At 55.3% G+C, this 15,615-nt stretch carries 31 protein-coding genes; all 31 read right to left on the reverse strand.

Annotated elements, in window-relative coordinates; all coding sequences use genetic code 11:
* Positions 1-23: 23 nt before the first annotated feature.
* The 31 genes from rplQ to rpsJ are packed head-to-tail and all read right to left on the reverse strand — an operon-like array spanning position 24 to position 15,594.
* The gene (rplQ, locus tag H6507_05575) at positions 24-452 is read right to left on the reverse strand and encodes a 50S ribosomal protein L17 (GenBank protein MCB9368558.1); all 429 of its coding nucleotides are present in this window, start codon (positions 450-452) and stop codon (positions 24-26) included.
* On the reverse strand, positions 449-1,441 hold the full coding sequence (locus H6507_05580) for a DNA-directed RNA polymerase subunit alpha (protein MCB9368559.1): 993 nt from the start codon (positions 1,439-1,441) through the stop codon (positions 449-451). The genes rplQ and H6507_05580 overlap by 4 nt, the downstream gene beginning before the upstream one ends.
* A 19-nt stretch (positions 1,442-1,460) precedes the next feature.
* Complete coding sequence (rpsD, locus tag H6507_05585; GenBank protein MCB9368560.1) at positions 1,461-2,090, reverse strand: 30S ribosomal protein S4; 630 nt, start codon at positions 2,088-2,090, stop codon at positions 1,461-1,463.
* 48 nt (positions 2,091-2,138) lie between these two features.
* Entirely contained in the window at positions 2,139-2,528 is a 390-nt protein-coding gene (gene rpsK, locus H6507_05590) for a 30S ribosomal protein S11 (GenBank protein ID MCB9368561.1), read from the reverse strand.
* 51 nt (positions 2,529-2,579) lie between these two features.
* Positions 2,580-2,951 (reverse strand): 30S ribosomal protein S13, encoded by a 372-nt coding sequence (gene rpsM, locus H6507_05595; GenBank protein MCB9368562.1) that lies wholly within the window; start codon positions 2,949-2,951, stop codon positions 2,580-2,582.
* Between the two features lie 29 nt (positions 2,952-2,980).
* Positions 2,981-3,097, reverse strand: a complete 117-nt coding sequence (rpmJ, locus tag H6507_05600; GenBank protein MCB9368563.1) for a 50S ribosomal protein L36 — start codon at positions 3,095-3,097, stop codon at positions 2,981-2,983.
* Positions 3,098-3,123: 26 nt separating this feature from the next.
* Positions 3,124-3,342, reverse strand: coding sequence for a translation initiation factor IF-1 (infA, locus tag H6507_05605; GenBank protein MCB9368564.1), 219 nt, complete (start codon positions 3,340-3,342; stop codon positions 3,124-3,126).
* A gap of 15 nt (positions 3,343-3,357) precedes the next feature.
* Entirely contained in the window at positions 3,358-4,116 is a 759-nt protein-coding gene (gene map / locus H6507_05610) for a type I methionyl aminopeptidase (GenBank protein ID MCB9368565.1), read from the reverse strand.
* Positions 4,113-4,799: an adenylate kinase gene (locus H6507_05615; protein MCB9368566.1), complete on the reverse strand. Its 687-nt coding sequence runs from the start codon at positions 4,797-4,799 to the stop codon at positions 4,113-4,115. Before H6507_05615 ends, map begins: the two co-directional genes overlap by 4 nt.
* A 7-nt stretch (positions 4,800-4,806) precedes the next feature.
* Positions 4,807-6,135, reverse strand: a complete 1,329-nt coding sequence (secY, locus tag H6507_05620; GenBank protein ID MCB9368567.1) for a preprotein translocase subunit SecY — start codon at positions 6,133-6,135, stop codon at positions 4,807-4,809.
* The gene (gene rplO / locus H6507_05625; GenBank protein ID MCB9368568.1) at positions 6,135-6,569 is read right to left on the reverse strand and encodes a 50S ribosomal protein L15; all 435 of its coding nucleotides are present in this window, start codon (positions 6,567-6,569) and stop codon (positions 6,135-6,137) included. The genes secY and rplO overlap by 1 nt, the downstream gene beginning before the upstream one ends.
* Positions 6,569-6,766 carry a 50S ribosomal protein L30 gene (gene rpmD / locus H6507_05630; GenBank protein MCB9368569.1) on the reverse strand — a complete coding sequence of 66 codons (198 nt, stop codon included), beginning with the start codon at positions 6,764-6,766 and terminating at the stop codon, positions 6,569-6,571. The genes rplO and rpmD overlap by 1 nt, the downstream gene beginning before the upstream one ends.
* Before the next feature lie 50 nt (positions 6,767-6,816).
* The gene (rpsE, locus tag H6507_05635; GenBank protein ID MCB9368570.1) at positions 6,817-7,362 is read right to left on the reverse strand and encodes a 30S ribosomal protein S5; all 546 of its coding nucleotides are present in this window, start codon (positions 7,360-7,362) and stop codon (positions 6,817-6,819) included.
* 16 nt (positions 7,363-7,378) lie between these two features.
* Entirely contained in the window at positions 7,379-7,738 is a 360-nt protein-coding gene (locus H6507_05640) for a 50S ribosomal protein L18 (GenBank protein MCB9368571.1), read from the reverse strand.
* Between the two features lie 44 nt (positions 7,739-7,782).
* Positions 7,783-8,319, reverse strand: coding sequence for a 50S ribosomal protein L6 (rplF, locus tag H6507_05645; protein ID MCB9368572.1), 537 nt, complete (start codon positions 8,317-8,319; stop codon positions 7,783-7,785).
* A 23-nt stretch (positions 8,320-8,342) separates the two neighbouring features.
* On the reverse strand, positions 8,343-8,738 hold the full coding sequence (rpsH, locus tag H6507_05650) for a 30S ribosomal protein S8 (protein MCB9368573.1): 396 nt from the start codon (positions 8,736-8,738) through the stop codon (positions 8,343-8,345).
* Positions 8,739-8,753: 15 nt separating this feature from the next.
* Positions 8,754-8,939: a type Z 30S ribosomal protein S14 gene (locus H6507_05655; GenBank protein ID MCB9368574.1), complete on the reverse strand. Its 186-nt coding sequence runs from the start codon at positions 8,937-8,939 to the stop codon at positions 8,754-8,756.
* A gap of 21 nt (positions 8,940-8,960) precedes the next feature.
* Complete coding sequence (gene rplE, locus H6507_05660; GenBank protein MCB9368575.1) at positions 8,961-9,662, reverse strand: 50S ribosomal protein L5; 702 nt, start codon at positions 9,660-9,662, stop codon at positions 8,961-8,963.
* The gene (gene rplX, locus H6507_05665; protein MCB9368576.1) at positions 9,662-9,985 is read right to left on the reverse strand and encodes a 50S ribosomal protein L24; all 324 of its coding nucleotides are present in this window, start codon (positions 9,983-9,985) and stop codon (positions 9,662-9,664) included. Before rplX ends, rplE begins: the two co-directional genes overlap by 1 nt.
* Positions 9,986-9,994: 9 nt before the next feature.
* On the reverse strand, positions 9,995-10,363 hold the full coding sequence (gene rplN / locus H6507_05670) for a 50S ribosomal protein L14 (GenBank protein ID MCB9368577.1): 369 nt from the start codon (positions 10,361-10,363) through the stop codon (positions 9,995-9,997).
* A gap of 3 nt (positions 10,364-10,366) precedes the next feature.
* Positions 10,367-10,660 (reverse strand): 30S ribosomal protein S17, encoded by a 294-nt coding sequence (gene rpsQ, locus H6507_05675; GenBank protein ID MCB9368578.1) that lies wholly within the window; start codon positions 10,658-10,660, stop codon positions 10,367-10,369.
* Positions 10,657-10,899, reverse strand: coding sequence for a 50S ribosomal protein L29 (gene rpmC, locus H6507_05680; GenBank protein ID MCB9368579.1), 243 nt, complete (start codon positions 10,897-10,899; stop codon positions 10,657-10,659). Before rpmC ends, rpsQ begins: the two co-directional genes overlap by 4 nt.
* 6 nt (positions 10,900-10,905) lie before the next feature.
* Positions 10,906-11,325, reverse strand: coding sequence for a 50S ribosomal protein L16 (gene rplP / locus H6507_05685; GenBank protein ID MCB9368580.1), 420 nt, complete (start codon positions 11,323-11,325; stop codon positions 10,906-10,908).
* A 12-nt stretch (positions 11,326-11,337) separates the two neighbouring features.
* On the reverse strand, positions 11,338-12,090 hold the full coding sequence (gene rpsC, locus H6507_05690; protein ID MCB9368581.1) for a 30S ribosomal protein S3: 753 nt from the start codon (positions 12,088-12,090) through the stop codon (positions 11,338-11,340).
* A gap of 2 nt (positions 12,091-12,092) precedes the next feature.
* A complete protein-coding gene (rplV, locus tag H6507_05695; GenBank protein ID MCB9368582.1) occupies positions 12,093-12,578 on the reverse strand; it encodes a 50S ribosomal protein L22 in 486 nt (161 codons plus the stop codon).
* A gap of 9 nt (positions 12,579-12,587) precedes the next feature.
* A complete protein-coding gene (gene rpsS / locus H6507_05700; protein MCB9368583.1) occupies positions 12,588-12,875 on the reverse strand; it encodes a 30S ribosomal protein S19 in 288 nt (95 codons plus the stop codon).
* Between the two features lie 11 nt (positions 12,876-12,886).
* Positions 12,887-13,732, reverse strand: a complete 846-nt coding sequence (rplB, locus tag H6507_05705; GenBank protein ID MCB9368584.1) for a 50S ribosomal protein L2 — start codon at positions 13,730-13,732, stop codon at positions 12,887-12,889.
* A gap of 15 nt (positions 13,733-13,747) precedes the next feature.
* Positions 13,748-14,035, reverse strand: coding sequence for a 50S ribosomal protein L23 (locus H6507_05710; protein MCB9368585.1), 288 nt, complete (start codon positions 14,033-14,035; stop codon positions 13,748-13,750).
* Positions 14,028-14,663, reverse strand: coding sequence for a 50S ribosomal protein L4 (gene rplD, locus H6507_05715; GenBank protein MCB9368586.1), 636 nt, complete (start codon positions 14,661-14,663; stop codon positions 14,028-14,030). Before rplD ends, H6507_05710 begins: the two co-directional genes overlap by 8 nt.
* Positions 14,663-15,286: a 50S ribosomal protein L3 gene (gene rplC, locus H6507_05720; protein MCB9368587.1), complete on the reverse strand. Its 624-nt coding sequence runs from the start codon at positions 15,284-15,286 to the stop codon at positions 14,663-14,665. The genes rplD and rplC overlap by 1 nt, the downstream gene beginning before the upstream one ends.
* Positions 15,283-15,594: a 30S ribosomal protein S10 gene (gene rpsJ / locus H6507_05725; GenBank protein MCB9368588.1), complete on the reverse strand. Its 312-nt coding sequence runs from the start codon at positions 15,592-15,594 to the stop codon at positions 15,283-15,285. Before rpsJ ends, rplC begins: the two co-directional genes overlap by 4 nt.
* Between the last annotated feature and the right edge of the window lie 21 nt (positions 15,595-15,615).

A 15,615-nucleotide genomic window follows, 5' to 3' on the forward strand; every position in this document is an offset into this window, starting at 1 on the left:
TTTTCAATTTCAAACGGGAGAGATTAGGCTTCGGCCTTTTTGCTCTTCTTGGCCTTCTTTTCGTCCGCGGCGGGCTTGGGAGCGGCCTGCACACCCTCATAGCCGACCAATTCGATAATGGCCATCGGAGCGGCGTCGCCGACGCGTACGCCGAGCTTGATGATGCGCGTATATCCGCCCGGACGTTCGGAGTTCTTAGGACCGATTTCGCTGAAGAGATGCTGCAAGATCGCGGGCTTGCTGCACACCTTCGCGACTTCGCGGCGCGACGCCAGCGTGTCGGTCTTGGCCTTGGTGATGAGCTTTTCGACAAACGGGCGCATTTCTTTTGCTTTGCCCAAAGTGGTTTTGATGCGCTTGTGCTCAAAGAGATCCTGAGCCAAGTTGATCATCAAAGCCTTCTTATGACTGGACGAGCGCGAAAGCTGGCGTCCCTTATTAAGGTGTCTCATTTCTTATCGTAATCTGCGGAAAGGTATTTTTCCACGTCCATGCCGAAGTGCAGGGACTTGGTCTTCAAAATTTCATTAAGTTCGACCAGCGATTTGCGGCCGAAATTCTTGAAGCGCAGCATTTCGTTTTCATCGCGGCGCACGAGGTCGGCGATGGTGCGAATTTTGGCTTCTTTCAGACAGTTGGCACTGCGCACGGAAAGTTCGAGATCTTCAACCGGCTTGCGCAGGAGCTTGCGAATCTGCAGCGTCTCTTCGTCGATGTCTTCGTCGTCTTCCTTCTCGGGCTTCATGTCGAAGCTGATGAAGAGCTGAATGTGATCGCGCAGAATGCGGCCCGCGTTGGACAGTGCGTCTTCCGGCGTAATCGAACCGTCGGTCCAGATTTCCAGAATCAGCTTTTCATAGTCCGTTCGCTGACCGACACGCGTGTTCTCGATCGTGTAGGTGACGTTGCGAATCGGCGAGTAGATCGCGTCGAGCGGAATCGTACCGATGGGTGCGTCCGACGGGCGGTTCTCTTCGGCGGGAACGTAGCCGCGGCCTTTCTTGATGGACAGCTCCATCTTGAGTTCCGATTCGCTGTTCAGCGTGGCAATCAGATGATCGGGATTGAGAATCTCGAAATCATTGTTGCCGATTTGCAGATCACGCGCCGTAAACTCTTTCGGTCCTTTGAGCTGGACGTAAATTTTGTCCGGCTTTTTGTTCAAGAGTTTGAAACGAACGCCTTTGAGATTCAGAATCATCTCGGTGACGTCTTCCGACACACCGGGAATAGTAGAGAACTCGTGCAGGATTCCGTCGATCTTGATCGTGACGATAGCCGCGCCTTGCAGCGTAGAAATCAGAACACGACGAAGGCTGTTTCCGATAGTGACTCCATAGCCTCTTTCAAGGGGTTGGACGATGAATTTGCCATAGGTATCAGTATGGGTAGATTCATCAATCTCCACCGCTTCCGGCATTTGGAAGTTCAAACCGTTCATGGGTCTCCTCGAGGTGAAATTAACGCGAGTAGAGTTCGACAACCAACTGTTCGTTGGCCTCGAAAGGAATGTCGTTGCGCGCAGGCGGTCCAAGGAACACGCCCTCCATCTTAGCGCGGTCGACTTCCAAATTCGGCATCATTTTGCCGTGCGCGGCGAGCTGCATCGACGCGTGAATCACTTCCAGTTTGCGGGAGCGTTCACGAACCTTGACGCGGTCGTTCGCCTTGAGGATAAAAGACGGAATGTTCACCTTCTTGCCGTTGACCATGAAGTGCGAATGCACGACCAATTGGCGGGCTTGACGGCGGGTGGAAGCGAAGCCAAGACGATACACGACATTGTCGAGCCTGCTTTCGAGCATGCCCATCAGGTTCTCGCCCGTGACGCCTTTTTGACGCTGCGCGACGGTAAAGAAGCGATGGAACTGACGTTCGAGCAGGCCGTACGATTCGCGGATCTTCTGCTTCTCGAGGAGTTGCCGTCCGTATTCGGAAACCTTGGCGCGGCGTCCGCGACCGTGCATGCCGGGCGGGTAGCCTTTCTTGTCAAACGCCGATTTGCCGTTACGAACGCGCTGCCCCTTAAGGTAGAGTTGCGCGCCGACTCGGCGACAGATTTTATCCGTTGGACCGCGATTTCTTGCCATAGACTTGCGAGGATATAGTGTTAAACTTAAAGCGGGAAGGAAAAACGATTACACGCGGCGCGCTTTTTCAGGGCGGCAGCCGTTATGCGGCAGGGGAGTGACGTCACGAATGGTCGTGATCGAGAGACCGGACGCGGCGATTGCGCGCACGGCGCCGTCACGTCCACCGCCCGGTCCGCGCACTTCAATGGAGACTTTTTTCAGTCCGAGAGCCATTGCAGCTTTGGCGGCGTTGTCGGCGGCCAACTGTGCGGCGAACGGCGTGTTCTTACGCGAGCCTCTGAGTCCCATCTTGCCGGCGGACGCCCACGAGATGGTATTGCCGTAGTTATCGGTAATCGTGATCAGCGTGTTATTGAAGGAAGACTTGACGTGAACGACGCCAGTATCTTCCACCCGTTCTTTTTTCCGCTTACCTTTTTTCTTGGAAGTTGCCAAGTTTGTACTCCGTGAAGAAACGATCAACCGCGCGTGCGCGGGGGAAAATTCTTACTTACCTTTCTTCTTGACCATCAAGTTTTTCTTGCGGCCTTTACGCGTTCGCGCGTTGTTCTTCGTATTTTGGCCGCGCACGGGCAACCCCTTGCGGTGGCGCAAACCACGATAACAACCGACGTCCATAAGACGCTTGATGTTCAATTGAACTTCGGAACGCAGCGGACCTTCGAGCTTCATGTCGGCGATGATCGCGCGGATAGCGGCGAGTTCGTCGTCATTCAGGTCGTGTGTACGCTTGTTCCAGTCGATCGCGCACTTGGTCAGAATTTTCTGAGCAGTGGGACGACCGACGCCGAAAATGTAGGTCAGGGCGACTTCGATGCGCTTATCGCGCGGTATATCTACGCCGGCAAAACGAGCCATTCTTAAATACCTGTGTTACCGCGAAGGGCTTAGCCCTGACGCTGCTTGTGTTTTTTGGTTCGGGAACAAACTACAAAGATTCGGCCGCGGCGGCGGACGATTTTGCAGTGTTCACAGATCTTCTTGACAGAAGTACGGACTTTCATGATCTTTATCGCAAGTGTGCTTGAGATTATTTGTATCGGTAGGTAATTCGCCCGCGGCTGAGGTCATACGGGGACAGTTCCACGGTGACTTTGTCGCCGGGCAAGATTTTGATAAAATGCATGCGCATTTTGCCCGAAATGTGACAGAGGACTTTGTGGCCGTTCTCAAGTACTACGCGGAACGTAGCATTGGGCAGGCACTCCTCGATCACGCCGTCAACCTTGATGGACTGTTCTTTTGAAATACGAAACCTCGAAAATTACAAAACGGTCAAAATATCCGCATCACCGTCGGTTATGACGATGGTGTGTTCAAAATGCGCGGCGGTTTTTCGATCGCGAGTCAGGACGTCCCAATCGCCGATCATGTCCACTTCCGGTCCGCCCATCGCGATCATCGGCTCGATAGCGATGACCATGTTCTTTCTGAGCAAAGGCCCTTTGCCGGGAAGTCCGTAGTTCGGGACTTGCGGGTCTTCCCACAGGCTTTTACCGATACCGTGTCCGACCAACTCACGAATCACGGAGAAACCGTGTTTTTCGGCATGGGTTTGAACGGCGTGTCCGATGTTGGAAAGTCTCGCGCCGGCTCTCGCCTGAGCAATTCCCAAATCGAGGCATTCGCGCGTCACGCGCAGAAGTTCTGCTTCGCGCTCGCTGATTTGCCCGATTGCAAAAGTGCGCGCGCTGTCGGCATAGTAGCCTTCAAAGATCACACCCAAATCCAGTCCGATAATCTGTCCGTTCTCGATCTTGCGTCCGCGCGGCATGCCGTGCACGACTTCTTCGTTGATCGAAAAACAAACTGAATAGGGAAACTTGACTCCGTCCGCATTCGGATGATTTTTGAACGCGGGAATCGCGTTGTTGGATCGAATCGTCTCTTCAACGATCTTGTCCACGTCGTCGGCATTGGTCCCCGCGACCATCAGCGGCGCGGCGGCTTCAAACGCTTGCGCGAGAATTTGCCCGGCTTTGCGCATCAGGCGAATCTCCGCGTCCGACTTGATATGAATCATTCTCCGATGCCGTCCAGCTCAATCAGGACGCGGGCAAACACTTCGTTCGTTGTGCCGGTACCCGACACCGTTTTCAGCGCCCGCTTCCGTTTGTAATAATCCAACAGGGGAGCCGTTTTATCCCGGTAAACCTGCAGGCGGGTTTTCACAGTCTCGGGCTTGTCGTCTTCGCGCTGTACGACGTTTGGCGTTTTCCCATCCGGACATTTATGCGAACTGATCGCAGTTTGATCCAAATTGAGATTGAAAGTCGCACCGCAACTCAGGCAAACCCTGCGCGAGGCAAGTCGTTCGACGATCTCTTCGTCCGGAACTTCAATCGACACGACAAAAGGCGTCGGCAAGTCGAATTCGGAGAGGAGATTTTCCAGCGCGTCCGCTTGCGGAATCGTGCGGGGGAATCCGTCAAAGATCGCACCGCGTGCCGTATCCGGCTTGGAAAGGCGGGAGCGTACCAAATCAATCAAAAGGTCGTCACCTACCAGCTCACCGCGGCCCATGACTTCCTGAACTTGCTTTCCCAACTCAGACTGCGCTTGCACTTCCGCGCGGAGAATATCTCCGGTTGAAATATGCGGAACCTTGAGTGATTCAACCAGCTTCTTAGCTTGGGTCCCTTTACCTACACCGACCGCTCCCAGCAAAATAATCGAATAGCGGCCAATCGACAACGCAGAGCACATAGCGGAATTACATTCTTCGGCGCCCGCGGATACGACCGGACTTCATAATTCCGTCGTAGTGCCGCATCACCAAGTGAGATTCAATTTGCTGAAGAGTATCGAGCGCAACACCCACGATAATCAGAAGTCCCGTGCCGCCGAAGAACTGCGCGACGTTGTAGGACACTCCGAATTGCCGAATAAAGATCGTCGGCAACATGGCGATGATGCCCAAGAAGATCGCGCCCGGAAGCGTGACCTTCGACAAAATATTGTCAATAAAATCTGAAGTCTGCTTGCCCGGACGGATACCGGGAATAAACCCGCCGTTCTTCTTCATATTGTCGGCCAAATCGACGGGGTTCAAAATGATGGCCGTGTAGAAGTACGTGAAGAAGACGATCAGCAGGAAAGTCATCGTCATATATACGAAACTCTGCACACCGAAGGCCTCCACGAGATAATCACGGAAGCCGCCTTCGGGAAGGAAAGTTGCGATGGACGACGGAACGAACATGATCGACTGCGCAAAGATGATCGGCATCACGCCAGCGGAATTGACGCGCAGCGGGATGTGCGTCGAGACGCCGCCGTATTGCTTACGCCCGACGTTGCGCTTGGCATACTGCACCGGAATCTTGCGCACGCCCTGAGTCAAAACGACGACCGAAGCCGTGATGACGAACAGCAGGACGAGGAAGATGGCTTCCATCACGATATGACGCTGACCAGTGGCCACCATCTGGAATTCTTCGATGATCGCCTGTGGCAGGGTATTGATGATACCCACCATGATGATCAACGAAATACCGTTTCCGATACCGCGTTCCGTGATCTGCTCGCCGAGCCACATGATAAACGTGGTACCTGCGGCCAGCGTGATCATCGTCAACATGTTGAAGCCGAAGCCAGCTTCCGGAACAACCGGAACACCCGACGGCGAAACGAGACGCGTCAAGAACACGGACACACCACCCGCCTGCATCGCGGACAAGATGACGGTGCCGTAACGGGTAAGCTGGGTAATTTTCTTGCGGCCCTCTTCCCCTTCCTTTTGCAATTTCTGGAAGTAGGGAACGACCGACCCCATCAACTGGAAGATAATCGAGGCCGAGATGTAGGGCATAATACCGAGGGCGAAAACGGTTGCGCGTTCAAACGCACCACCGACGAACATGTCATACAGGCCGAACAGCGTGGTGCGATTGGCCGCCATGAACTCGCCCAAGGCGCTGGCGTTGATTCCGGCCAGCGGAACGTGACCGCCGATGCGGTACACGAACAAAATCAGCAACGTGAACAGAATGCGGTCACGCAGCTCAGGAATTTTGAAAATGTTCGAGAAACGGTCTAGCATTAGGCGGCCACGCTACCACCGGCGGCGGTGATTTTTTCTGCGGCTGCCTTAGAGACGGTGCACAGCGAAATCTGATACGCGCGATCGGCGTCGCCCATCGCGAGAACTTTCACGGCAGAGTCTGCGTAACGGATCAAACCGGCTTTTTTGAGGGCTTCGGGAGTCACAGTAGTATCCGGGAGCTTTTTCAGATCACGCAGATTGACCACTTCCGTGAACTCGGCCCAAACATTGGTAAAGCCGCGTTTGGGGAGACGGCGATACAAAGGCATCTGACCGCCTTCAAAACCGCGCCTCAGCACGGAACCCGAGCGGGAGTAATATCCTTTTTCACCACGACCGGAGGTACCGCCGACGCCGGAACCGGGGCCGCGGCCAAGTCGCTTCTTCGAGTGCGTGGAGCCCTTCGCGGGGGTGAGCTTATCCATTCCCATTAGCGTGAAGCTCCTTCGTTGACTTGCTTCCATTCAAGCATGTGCGGAATCTTGGCAATCATGCCGCGAACCGCTTCATTGTCAGGAAGCACGCGCGTTTCATTCAGGCGGTGAAAACCGAGCGCCGTGACGATCTTCCTGTGGAAGTAAGGCCGGGTAGCGACGCTGCGGACAAGTTTGACTTCGAGCTTTGCCATGATACGAGATTAGAAGTGAGCGAACAGCAAAGCTGCGCACTCGGACTTTCTTAGAGAGTGAATACTTCTTTTACGGTGATTCCGCGACGCGACGCAACCATACGCGCGTCATTCATTTCGTCCAGCGCGCGGAAGACGGCTTTGACGACGTTATGAGGATTGTTCGTTCCCATCACCTTGGTCAACACGTCACGAACACCCAAGCACTCCATGACCATACGCACGGAACCACCGGCAATCACGCCGGTACCGGCGGAGGCGGGGCGAAGCAGGATTTTGCCTGCGCCGAACTTACCGTGGGTGGCGTGCGGCAGAGTCTGTCCCAGCAAGGGATAGCGCTTCATGCTGCGTTTTGCGGCTTCTGTGCCTTTACGAATTGCATCGGCGACTTCATTGGCTTTGCCCAGTCCGAAACCGGCACGGCCATGACCGTCACCCACGATGACGATGGCATTAAACGAAAAATTTCGACCGCCCTTAACGACTTTGGCGACACGGTTAACCGCTACGAGTTTTTCGAGCAGGGATTCGCCGCCGGCATATTCGGCGGGTCGGTCTTCGCGGTCGCGTCCGCGGCGAGGATTGTTACCGTTCATCTACGCTTGCTGTGGATTAGAATTTCAGGCCGCCCTTGCGCGCGCCTTCGGCCACTGCTTTGACGCGGCCATGATAGGGGAAACCGTTGCGGTCAAACACGACGGTTTCAATGGATTTTTCGCGAGCTTTCTTGGCGCACATTTCACCGACGATCTCGGCGACTTGAGTCGGGTTCTTGCCGCTGACTTCGGCCTTCAAATCAGGCGAAAGCGACGAAACACCCAACAGCGTCTGCCCGGACACGTCATCGACGAGCTGCGCGTACATGTGCGCGACACTGCGATAGATAACCATGCGCGGACGGTCGGCCGTGCCGTTGACGACCTTACGAATGTGAAGTTTGCGGCGCTCGCGGGCGCGCGTACGAATGGCGATTTTTCTGGACACGGATGGATCCGTTATCTACAATGAATTAAAACTTACTTGCCTGTCTTGCCGGCCTTGCGGTGAATCCGCTCGCCGGTGTACATAATGCCCTTGCCTTTGTAAGGCTCCGGCTTGCGGACCGAACGAATCGTGGCGGCGACTTGTCCGACCATTTCACGGTCGGCGCCGCTGACGGCGATCGTCGTCGGGCCAGTCACGTCCGCCTTGACTTCAGGTGGAATCACCACAAAAACCGGGTGGCTGTAGCCGACGTTCAGAAGAATGCCGCGCTTTTTGGCTTCAACCTTGAAGCCGACGCCGACGATTTGCAGTTCCTTTTTGAAGCCATCGGTGACGCCGACGACCATGTTATTCAACAAGGCGCGCGTCAATCCGTGAAGCTGACGATGTTCCTTACCATCAGTGGGACGATGACAGGTGAGGACACCTTCATCGAGCTTGATGGCGATATCGCGATGGAACGTGCGCGAAAGCTGGCCCTTGGGTCCCTTGATCGAGACTTCTGAGCCGTTTAGCTTGATTTCAACCCCTTTGGGGACTTTTATGGGAGCGCGACCGACGCGTGACACAACTTATCTCCGTAGAAATTGAATTACCAGACTTCAGCCAGAACTTCGCCGCCGATGCCCGCGCGACGCGCTTGATTGCCCGTGAGCAAACCTTGCGGCGTCGTCAAAATAGCGGTACCCAAACCGTTCAGCACACGCGGAATTTCGGTGTGGTTAACGTAACGGCGAAGGCCGGGTGTGGAAACACGGCGCAGTCCGCGAATGGCGGACTCACCGTTCGTATATTTTAGATAGACACGAATAAAACCCTGCGGGCCTTCATCGACGTGCACGTAGTCACGGATGTAATAGGCCTCAAGCAGCACACGTGCGAGACTGTGCTTCATTTTCGAGTAAGGAATATCCACGTGGGTCTTACGCGCGTTGATCGCGTTTCGTACGCGAGTCAGGAAATCAGCAATCGGATCTGTTGTCGGCATGGTTGTATTTCGTGCTTACCAACTTGACTTTACGACACCCGGAATATCACCGGCGTGGGCGAGATCGCGGAAACAGAGACGGCACAGGCCGAACTTGCGATACACGGCACGGGGACGGCCGCACTTACGGCAGCGCGTGTAGGCACGCACTTTGAATTTCGGGGTTTTCTTCGCTTTCGCGATCATGCAGGCTTTAGCCATGGTACGGAATAGCTATTTAGATTATGCCGCGGCAGCGACTTTCTTTTCTTCACGCTTGCGGAACGGAAGGCCGAGTTGTTTGAGCAGCTCGTAGGCTTCCTTGTCCGACTTGGCAGAGGTGACAAACGTAACATCCATTCCGCGAATCTTCTCGATCTTGTCGAGGTCGATTTCGGGGAAGATAATTTGTTCGCGCAATCCCAACGAGAAGTTGCCGCGTCCGTCGAAACCACGATCGGGCAAACCGCGGAAGTCGCGGATACGCGGCGTAGCCATCGAGATGAAGCGGTCAAGGAACTCCCACATCTGCGTGCGGCGCAGCGTGACGAACACGCCCACGGGCATGCCTTCGCGCAGCTTGAAGTTCGAGACCGACTTGCGCGCCTTGGCGACGGCGGGTTTTTGTCCGGTGATCGAAGCGACTTCTTTGACGATACTCTCGACTACGCGCGGGTTTTGCGTCGCATCACCGCAGCCGACGTTAATCGTAATTTTCAAGAGGCGCGGAAGCTCCATCGGATTGGAGTATCCGAAGGTCTTCTTTAAGCCGGGAATCACGTTGTCGTTGTAGTGCGCGAGCACGCGGGGAACGTAGCCTTTCGGAAGAGCCGGACGCTCACCGGCGACATTCAGTCCGCCGCCCTTGCTTCCACCCTTCGCGGGCTTGCCTTGCGGCGCTCCGCCGCCCTTTGCTGGTTTGGCCTTTGCCTTATCTGCGCTCATTATTCGGGAATCATTTCGTTAGACACGCGGGCCACACGGACTCGCTTGTTGCCTTCTGCGGTCTTCAACACGGCATGGCCCACACGGGTCGGCTTGCCGCTTTTGGGATCAATCAGCATCACGTTGGAAACGTGAATAGTACCTTCGCGCTTGACGATGCCGCCCTGCTGGTTTTGCTGGTTGGGCTTGGTATGGCGCATAATGAAGTTCACGCCTTCGACGACGATGCGCTTCTTGTCGGGAAAGACCTTGAGGACTTTTCCGCGCTTGCCGCGATCGTTACCGGCGGTGACTTGCACCATGTCATTCTTACGGATTTTCATAGCGGTTCCTTAGAGCACCTCAGGCGCCAGCGAAACGATCTTCATGAACTGCTTATCGCGCAATTCGCGCGCGACCGGTCCGAAGATACGCGTTCCAATGGGCTCATTATCCTTGTTGATCAACACCGCGGCGTTTTCGTCGAAACGGATGTACGATCCGTCGGGACGGCGCACTTCCTTCGATGTGCGCACGATTACGGCGCGCGCCTTCGAGCCCTTCTTCATATTCGAATTCGGGATCGCGGTACGAACGGAAACCATGATGATATCGCCGACCGAAGCCGAGCGACGGCCCGTGCCGCCGTAGATACGGAAACAGCGGACTTTCTTTGCGCCGGTGTTATCGGCGACATTGAGAACTGTATATTCCTGAATCATGGCTTACTTCTTCTTCTCAATGATTTCGACCAGACGCCAGTTTTTGCGCTTCGAGATCGGGCGCGTTTCCATGATCCGCACCTTGTCCCCGATATTGCATTCGTTCTGGCTGTCTTCGGCCATGAACTTTTTGGTCAACTTGATGTATTTGCCGAACAAGGGATGTTTGACGCGGCGCTCGACTTTGACGACGATCGTCTTTTGCATTTTGTTCGAGACCACGACTCCGACGCGGGTCTTGCGCAGGCCGCGAGCTTCGCTGACGGCATTGTCTTTTAGAACGGCGACTTCGCTCATTTCGCATTCCCTTTCGCTGCACGCAAACCGAGTTCGTGTTCGCGAATCACGGTGCGCAGGCGCGCGATATCGCGGCGAACGCCTTTGACGCGCGCGGTGTTGGGCAACTGACCGGCATCAAGCTGAAAGCGCAGTGCTTCCAGATTATCTTCGGTCTCAACGAGTCTGTTTTGAAGCTCGTTCGGAGTGAGTTCCTTCAACTCCGTCATTCTTTGTGGTCTTGCGTTTCCTGATGCCATACTTGCTTACGAGTGAGCGATTTCGCGCTCGACAAACTTGGTTTTAATGGGCAGCTTCTGTGCTGCAAGGCGAAGCGCTTCGCGCGCGAGATCGCGGCTGACGCCTTCGAGTTCAAAAAGGATACGACCGGGGCGAATCACGGCCGCGTAAAATTCCGTCGCGCCCTTACCCTTACCCTGACGGACTTCGAGCGGCTTCTTAGAAACCGGCTTGTCCGGGAAGACGCGAATCCAAACCTTACCGCCGCGCTTGATGTGACGGGTCATGGCGATACGGGCCGCTTCGATTTGACGCGACGTCATCCAGCAATCGTCCATCGCTTTCAAGCCATATTCACCGAAGGAAACATCACAGCCGCAGTAGTCATACCCCTTGCGGCGGCGGCGCTGTTGCTTACGGAATTTAAGTCGTTTGGGAGTCAGCATTGCTATTCAATATCAGTTGGATTGACGACGGTCACGATCCCGTCCGCGTCCCCGGTCACGACCGCGGTCGCGTTCCGGACGGAAATTATCGGGCGCGTTGTCAGGACGCTCGATCGCGTCCGGACCGTTAACTTTGCCCTTGCCGATCACTTCACCGCGGCAGATCCAGACCTTGACGCCGATGGTGCCATAGGTCGTGCGGGCGACCGACAGCGCGTAATCGATGTCGGCACGCAGTGTGTGCAATGGGGTGCGGCCTTCTTTGTAGCCTTCGGTACGGGACATTTCAGCACCGCCCAAACGGCCGGACACGAGCACCTTGATGCCTTCGGCGCCCATGCGCATCGTGGTTTGAATCGCCTTCTTCATCGCGCGGCGGAAGGAAACACGTCCTTCGAGCTGCTGCGCAATCATGTCGGCCACGAGTTTGGCTTCAAGCTCGGGACGCTTGATTTCGTAAATATTTACCTGTACGTCGCGCTTGGTGAGCTTTTTCAGCTCCGCCTTGAGCTTATCGACTTCGGAACCTTTGCGACCGATGACGATACCCGGACGCGCGGTGCGAATCGTGAGCGTCAGCATCTTCGGCGTGCGCTCGAACGTGACTCCCGCAACCGAAGCGCCTTTCAAGCGCTGCATCAAATACTTGCGGAGATAAAGGTCTTCTTCGAGCTTGTCGGCGAAATTGCGTTCATCGAACCAGTGACTGTTCCATGTGCGAATAATGCCGGTGCGAAGGCCGATGGGATTAACTTTTTGACCCACGATTACTCAGACTTGCTTTTCTTACTGGAGGATTTTTTAGCCGCGGCTTTCTTGGTCGCGGTCTTCTTGGCAGCCGTTTTCTTGGCGGCTTTCTTCACGGGCTTCTCTTCGACCGCTTCAACGGTCTCGACGACTTCTTCTTCACCGTGCGGAGCGGCGACAATCACCGTCAAATGCGTCATGCGCTTTTTGATCGGCGTGGCTCGGCCCTGTGCACGCGGCATGAATCGGTGCATGGTCGGACCTTCGTCGGCGAAGATCTTGTACACCGTCAGCGAGTCAATTTCCGCCGAAGACGCGTCGTGCATCTGCGCGTAATTGGAGACCGCGGACTGTATTGCCTTCAGCGTCGGCATCGAGGCCGAGCGGTGAGTGAACTTCAGAATATTGATAGCTTCGTTGACGTTTTTGCCGCGCACGAGATCAGCGACCAAGCGCATCTTGCGGGGAGTAACGCGAACAAAGCGTGCGACGCAACGTGCTTCCATCGGGATACCTTACTTCTTCCTTGCGGCGGCTTCCGCCTTCTTTTCCGTGTGTCCCTTGAACGTGCGGGTCAGCGCGAATTCGCCGAGCTTGTGTCCGACCATATTTTCCGTGATGTACACGGGCAGGAACTTGCGGCCATTATGCACGGCAAGAGTGTGTCCGACAAAATCCGGAGAGATAACGCTGCGGCGCGACCAAGTCTTGAGCACCTTCTTCTCGTTCTTCTCGTTCATTTGCAGAATTCGCGTTTCCAACCGCGAATCGATATACGGACCTTTTTTAAGCGAACGGGCCATTGCGGAATATGTTATGAGAGTTGCGTCTTGTCGCGACGGCGACGGACGATCAGTTTACTTGATTTCTTGCGCGGATTACGAGTCTTGAGACCCTTGGTGATCTTACCCCACGGTGTCGTCGGATGACGGCCACCGGACGTACGACCTTCACCACCACCCATCGGGTGGTCGACCGGGTTTTTCACGACGCCGCGAACGTGACCGCGACGACCCAGCCAGCGCGTACGGCCGGCTTTTCCGGACACCACGCTTTCGTGATCCAAATTGCCGACCTGGCCAATCGTCGCCAAACACTGAGCCGGAACGCGGCGAACTTCACCCGAAGGAAGTTTCAGCAGCGCGAACTTCTCATCGACGGCCATCAATTGGCAGGCAGCTCCCGCGGAACGGGAAATTTGTCCACCCTTGCCGACACGCATTTCGACGTTATGCACAAACGTCGCCAGCGGAATCTTGTTCAGCGGCAATGCATTGCCCACGCGGATATCGGCTTCCTTACGCGACGACATGACCTTGTCACCGACTTTCAGTCCGTCGGGAGCAAGGATGTAGCGCTTTTCGCCGTCCGCATAGAACAGCAGAGCGATATTCGCCGAACGGTTCGGATCGTATTCCAAACGCTCGACCTTCGCGGGGATGTCGTATTTGTTACGACGGAAATCAACAATTCGGTAACGGCGCTTGTGGCCGCCGCCGATATTGATATTTGTTGCCCGGCCGAGGTTGTTGCGGCCGCCGGTCTTGGCCAGCGGAGCAAGCAAGCTCTTCTCGGGTTCACCCTGCCACAAGCCGTCGCGCACCAGAACGGTACGGTAACGTTGTGTTGGTGTTAGGGGGCGAAACTTCTTCAGCGGCATGATTCAGTCAAACTCTTAGACGTTTTGCGCCAGTTCGATCGAGTCACCCTTTTTCAGAGTAACGATCGCTTTTTTCCAGTTGGGGCGACGGCCTTCAAAACGGCCCAGTCGCTTCGTCTTGCCGCGGACGTTCATGGTTTGAACGCCGGTGACAGTGACTTCGTATTTTTTCTCGACCGCACGCTTGATCTCGATCTTGTTAGCCTTCGGATCCACTTCAAAGAAGTACTGGTTGAAGGCATCCTGCGCGGCGGTGATTTTTTCAGTCAGCAGCGGACGACGGAGAACACTTCTCTTATGCAGCATGGCTCAGTCCTTTCAACAGCGCTTCGACCGCGCTTTTTTGAATCAGGATGGTCGAGCAATTCAGCATATCACGCGTAGAAGCGGACGCAGCGCGGGTCGCACCGGCGCCCGGCAGATTGCGCACGCTGCGCGCGATGTTGTCGTTGTAATCCGGAGTCAGGAACAAGACTTTTTGGTCAGCCAGTTCCATTTTGGCGATCATCTTCGCCATGTCGCGCGTTTTGGGAGCGTCGAGGCTAAAATCTTCCAGAACGCGGATGCGGTCTTCGCGGGCTTTCAGCACAAACGCGCTGCGGCGGGCCAAGACTTTCACTTTTTGCGGAACGCCGACCGCATAGGTGTGCGGCATCGGTCCGAAGATCGTACCACCACCGGGGTTCAGCGGCGAACGGCTCGAACCTTGACGGGCAACACCGCGGCCTTTTTGCTTAAACGGCTTGCGACCACCACCGCGGACATAGCTGCGGCTTTTGGTTTTGTGCGTTCCCTGACGACCGGCAGCTTCTTCAGCGCGCACGGCCAACCAGATCGCATGTTGGTTCGGCTCAAGCGCAAGCAGGCTATCCGGAATTTCCACCGAATCGCTGCCAACGGAGCCGTCGCGTTTATAGATTTTGAGATTCATCAGGATTGCTTCTCAACAATTACGATCCCGTGATTCGGTCCGGGAATAGCGCCGCCGATCATAATCAAATTGGCGTCCGCATCGACACGGACAATCTTAAGATTGCGCACGGAAACACGGTCGGCACCCATACGGCCCGGCATACGCAAACCGGGAAGCGTACGACCCGGGAACGTGTTTGAACCGATTGAACCGCCGTGACGGAAGAACTCGTGCGTACCGTGAGTCATCGTCTGACGGCCGAAGTTGTGACGCTTGATCACACCGGCGAAACCGCGGCCTTTCGAGGTGCCGACGACTTTGACCTTTTCGCCGACCGCAAACAGATCGCAACTCAGCGAGTCGCCGACCTTCTTGCCGTCGATCTTCATGCCACGGAACTCGCGCTCGATTTTCGGAGCGGTGATGCCGAGTGACTTATAATGCCCTTTTTGCGGCGAGCGTACGAGCTTGTCACGCTTTTGGCCGAAGCCCAAGCACACAGCCTCGTAGCCGTTTTTCTCGACGGTACGGACATTGGTTATCTGGTTGGGGCCGAGTTCAATGACGGTCACCGGGATCATGGTGCCCTTTTCATCGAAGACACGGGTCATACCCACTTTTTTGCCGATCAGGCCTGTCATGTCTTGATCTCGATGTCAACTCCCGCGGGAAGTTCGATGCGAATCAAGGCATCGATCGTGCGCGGCGAGGAGTTATGGATGTCAATGAGACGCTTGTGAACGCGCGTCTCAAACTGTTCACGCGATTTTTTGTCCGAGTGCGGCGAGCGGTTCACAGTGTAAACGCTACGGCGCGTCGGCAGAGGAATCGGGCCGGAAATCACGGCGCCCGTCTGCTTTGCCGTTTGGATAATTTTCTCGGTTGATTTGTCGATCAGGTTATGATCGTAACTTTTCAGCCGGATCCTGATTGAGGATTGTTGTGCCATGCCTGAGGTGGGGTTTTATGC

The sequence above is a fragment of the Calditrichota bacterium genome (assembly GCA_020637445.1).
Lineage (GTDB): Bacteria > Electryoneota > RPQS01 > RPQS01 > RPQS01 > JABWCQ01.

Bases quoted from the DNA above. Each gene is read 5' to 3' on its own strand.
- rplQ (MCB9368558.1), bottom strand. From the start codon at position 452: ATGAGACACCTTAATAAGGGACGCCAGCTTTCGCGCTCGTCCAGTCAT.
- H6507_05580 (MCB9368559.1), bottom strand. From the start codon at position 1,441: ATGAACGGTTTGAACTTCCAAATGCCGGAAGCGGTGGAGATTGATGAA.
- rpsD (MCB9368560.1), bottom strand. From the start codon at position 2,090: ATGGCAAGAAATCGCGGTCCAACGGATAAAATCTGTCGCCGAGTCGGC.
- rpsM (MCB9368562.1), bottom strand. From the start codon at position 2,951: ATGGCTCGTTTTGCCGGCGTAGATATACCGCGCGATAAGCGCATCGAA.
- rpmJ (MCB9368563.1), bottom strand. From the start codon at position 3,097: ATGAAAGTCCGTACTTCTGTCAAGAAGATCTGTGAACACTGCAAAATC.
- map (MCB9368565.1), bottom strand. From the start codon at position 4,116: ATGATTCATATCAAGTCGGACGCGGAGATTCGCCTGATGCGCAAAGCC.
- H6507_05615 (MCB9368566.1), bottom strand. From the start codon at position 4,799: ATGTGCTCTGCGTTGTCGATTGGCCGCTATTCGATTATTTTGCTGGGA.
- secY (MCB9368567.1), bottom strand. From the start codon at position 6,135: ATGCTAGACCGTTTCTCGAACATTTTCAAAATTCCTGAGCTGCGTGAC.
- rplO (MCB9368568.1), bottom strand. From the start codon at position 6,569: ATGGGAATGGATAAGCTCACCCCCGCGAAGGGCTCCACGCACTCGAAG.
- rpmD (MCB9368569.1), bottom strand. From the start codon at position 6,766: ATGGCAAAGCTCGAAGTCAAACTTGTCCGCAGCGTCGCTACCCGGCCT.
- rpsE (MCB9368570.1), bottom strand. From the start codon at position 7,362: ATGAACGGTAACAATCCTCGCCGCGGACGCGACCGCGAAGACCGACCC.
- rpsH (MCB9368573.1), bottom strand. From the start codon at position 8,738: ATGCCGACAACAGATCCGATTGCTGATTTCCTGACTCGCGTACGAAAC.
- H6507_05655 (MCB9368574.1), bottom strand. From the start codon at position 8,939: ATGGCTAAAGCCTGCATGATCGCGAAAGCGAAGAAAACCCCGAAATTC.
- rplE (MCB9368575.1), bottom strand. From the start codon at position 9,662: ATGAGCGCAGATAAGGCAAAGGCCAAACCAGCAAAGGGCGGCGGAGCG.
- rplX (MCB9368576.1), bottom strand. From the start codon at position 9,985: ATGAAAATCCGTAAGAATGACATGGTGCAAGTCACCGCCGGTAACGAT.
- rplN (MCB9368577.1), bottom strand. From the start codon at position 10,363: ATGATTCAGGAATATACAGTTCTCAATGTCGCCGATAACACCGGCGCA.
- rpsQ (MCB9368578.1), bottom strand. From the start codon at position 10,660: ATGAGCGAAGTCGCCGTTCTAAAAGACAATGCCGTCAGCGAAGCTCGC.
- rpmC (MCB9368579.1), bottom strand. From the start codon at position 10,899: ATGGCATCAGGAAACGCAAGACCACAAAGAATGACGGAGTTGAAGGAA.
- rplP (MCB9368580.1), bottom strand. From the start codon at position 11,325: ATGCTGACTCCCAAACGACTTAAATTCCGTAAGCAACAGCGCCGCCGC.
- rplV (MCB9368582.1), bottom strand. From the start codon at position 12,578: ATGGAAGCACGTTGCGTCGCACGCTTTGTTCGCGTTACTCCCCGCAAG.
- rpsS (MCB9368583.1), bottom strand. From the start codon at position 12,875: ATGGCCCGTTCGCTTAAAAAAGGTCCGTATATCGATTCGCGGTTGGAA.
- rplB (MCB9368584.1), bottom strand. From the start codon at position 13,732: ATGCCGCTGAAGAAGTTTCGCCCCCTAACACCAACACAACGTTACCGT.
- rplD (MCB9368586.1), bottom strand. From the start codon at position 14,663: ATGAATCTCAAAATCTATAAACGCGACGGCTCCGTTGGCAGCGATTCG.
- rplC (MCB9368587.1), bottom strand. From the start codon at position 15,286: ATGACAGGCCTGATCGGCAAAAAAGTGGGTATGACCCGTGTCTTCGAT.
- rpsJ (MCB9368588.1), bottom strand. From the start codon at position 15,594: ATGGCACAACAATCCTCAATCAGGATCCGGCTGAAAAGTTACGATCAT.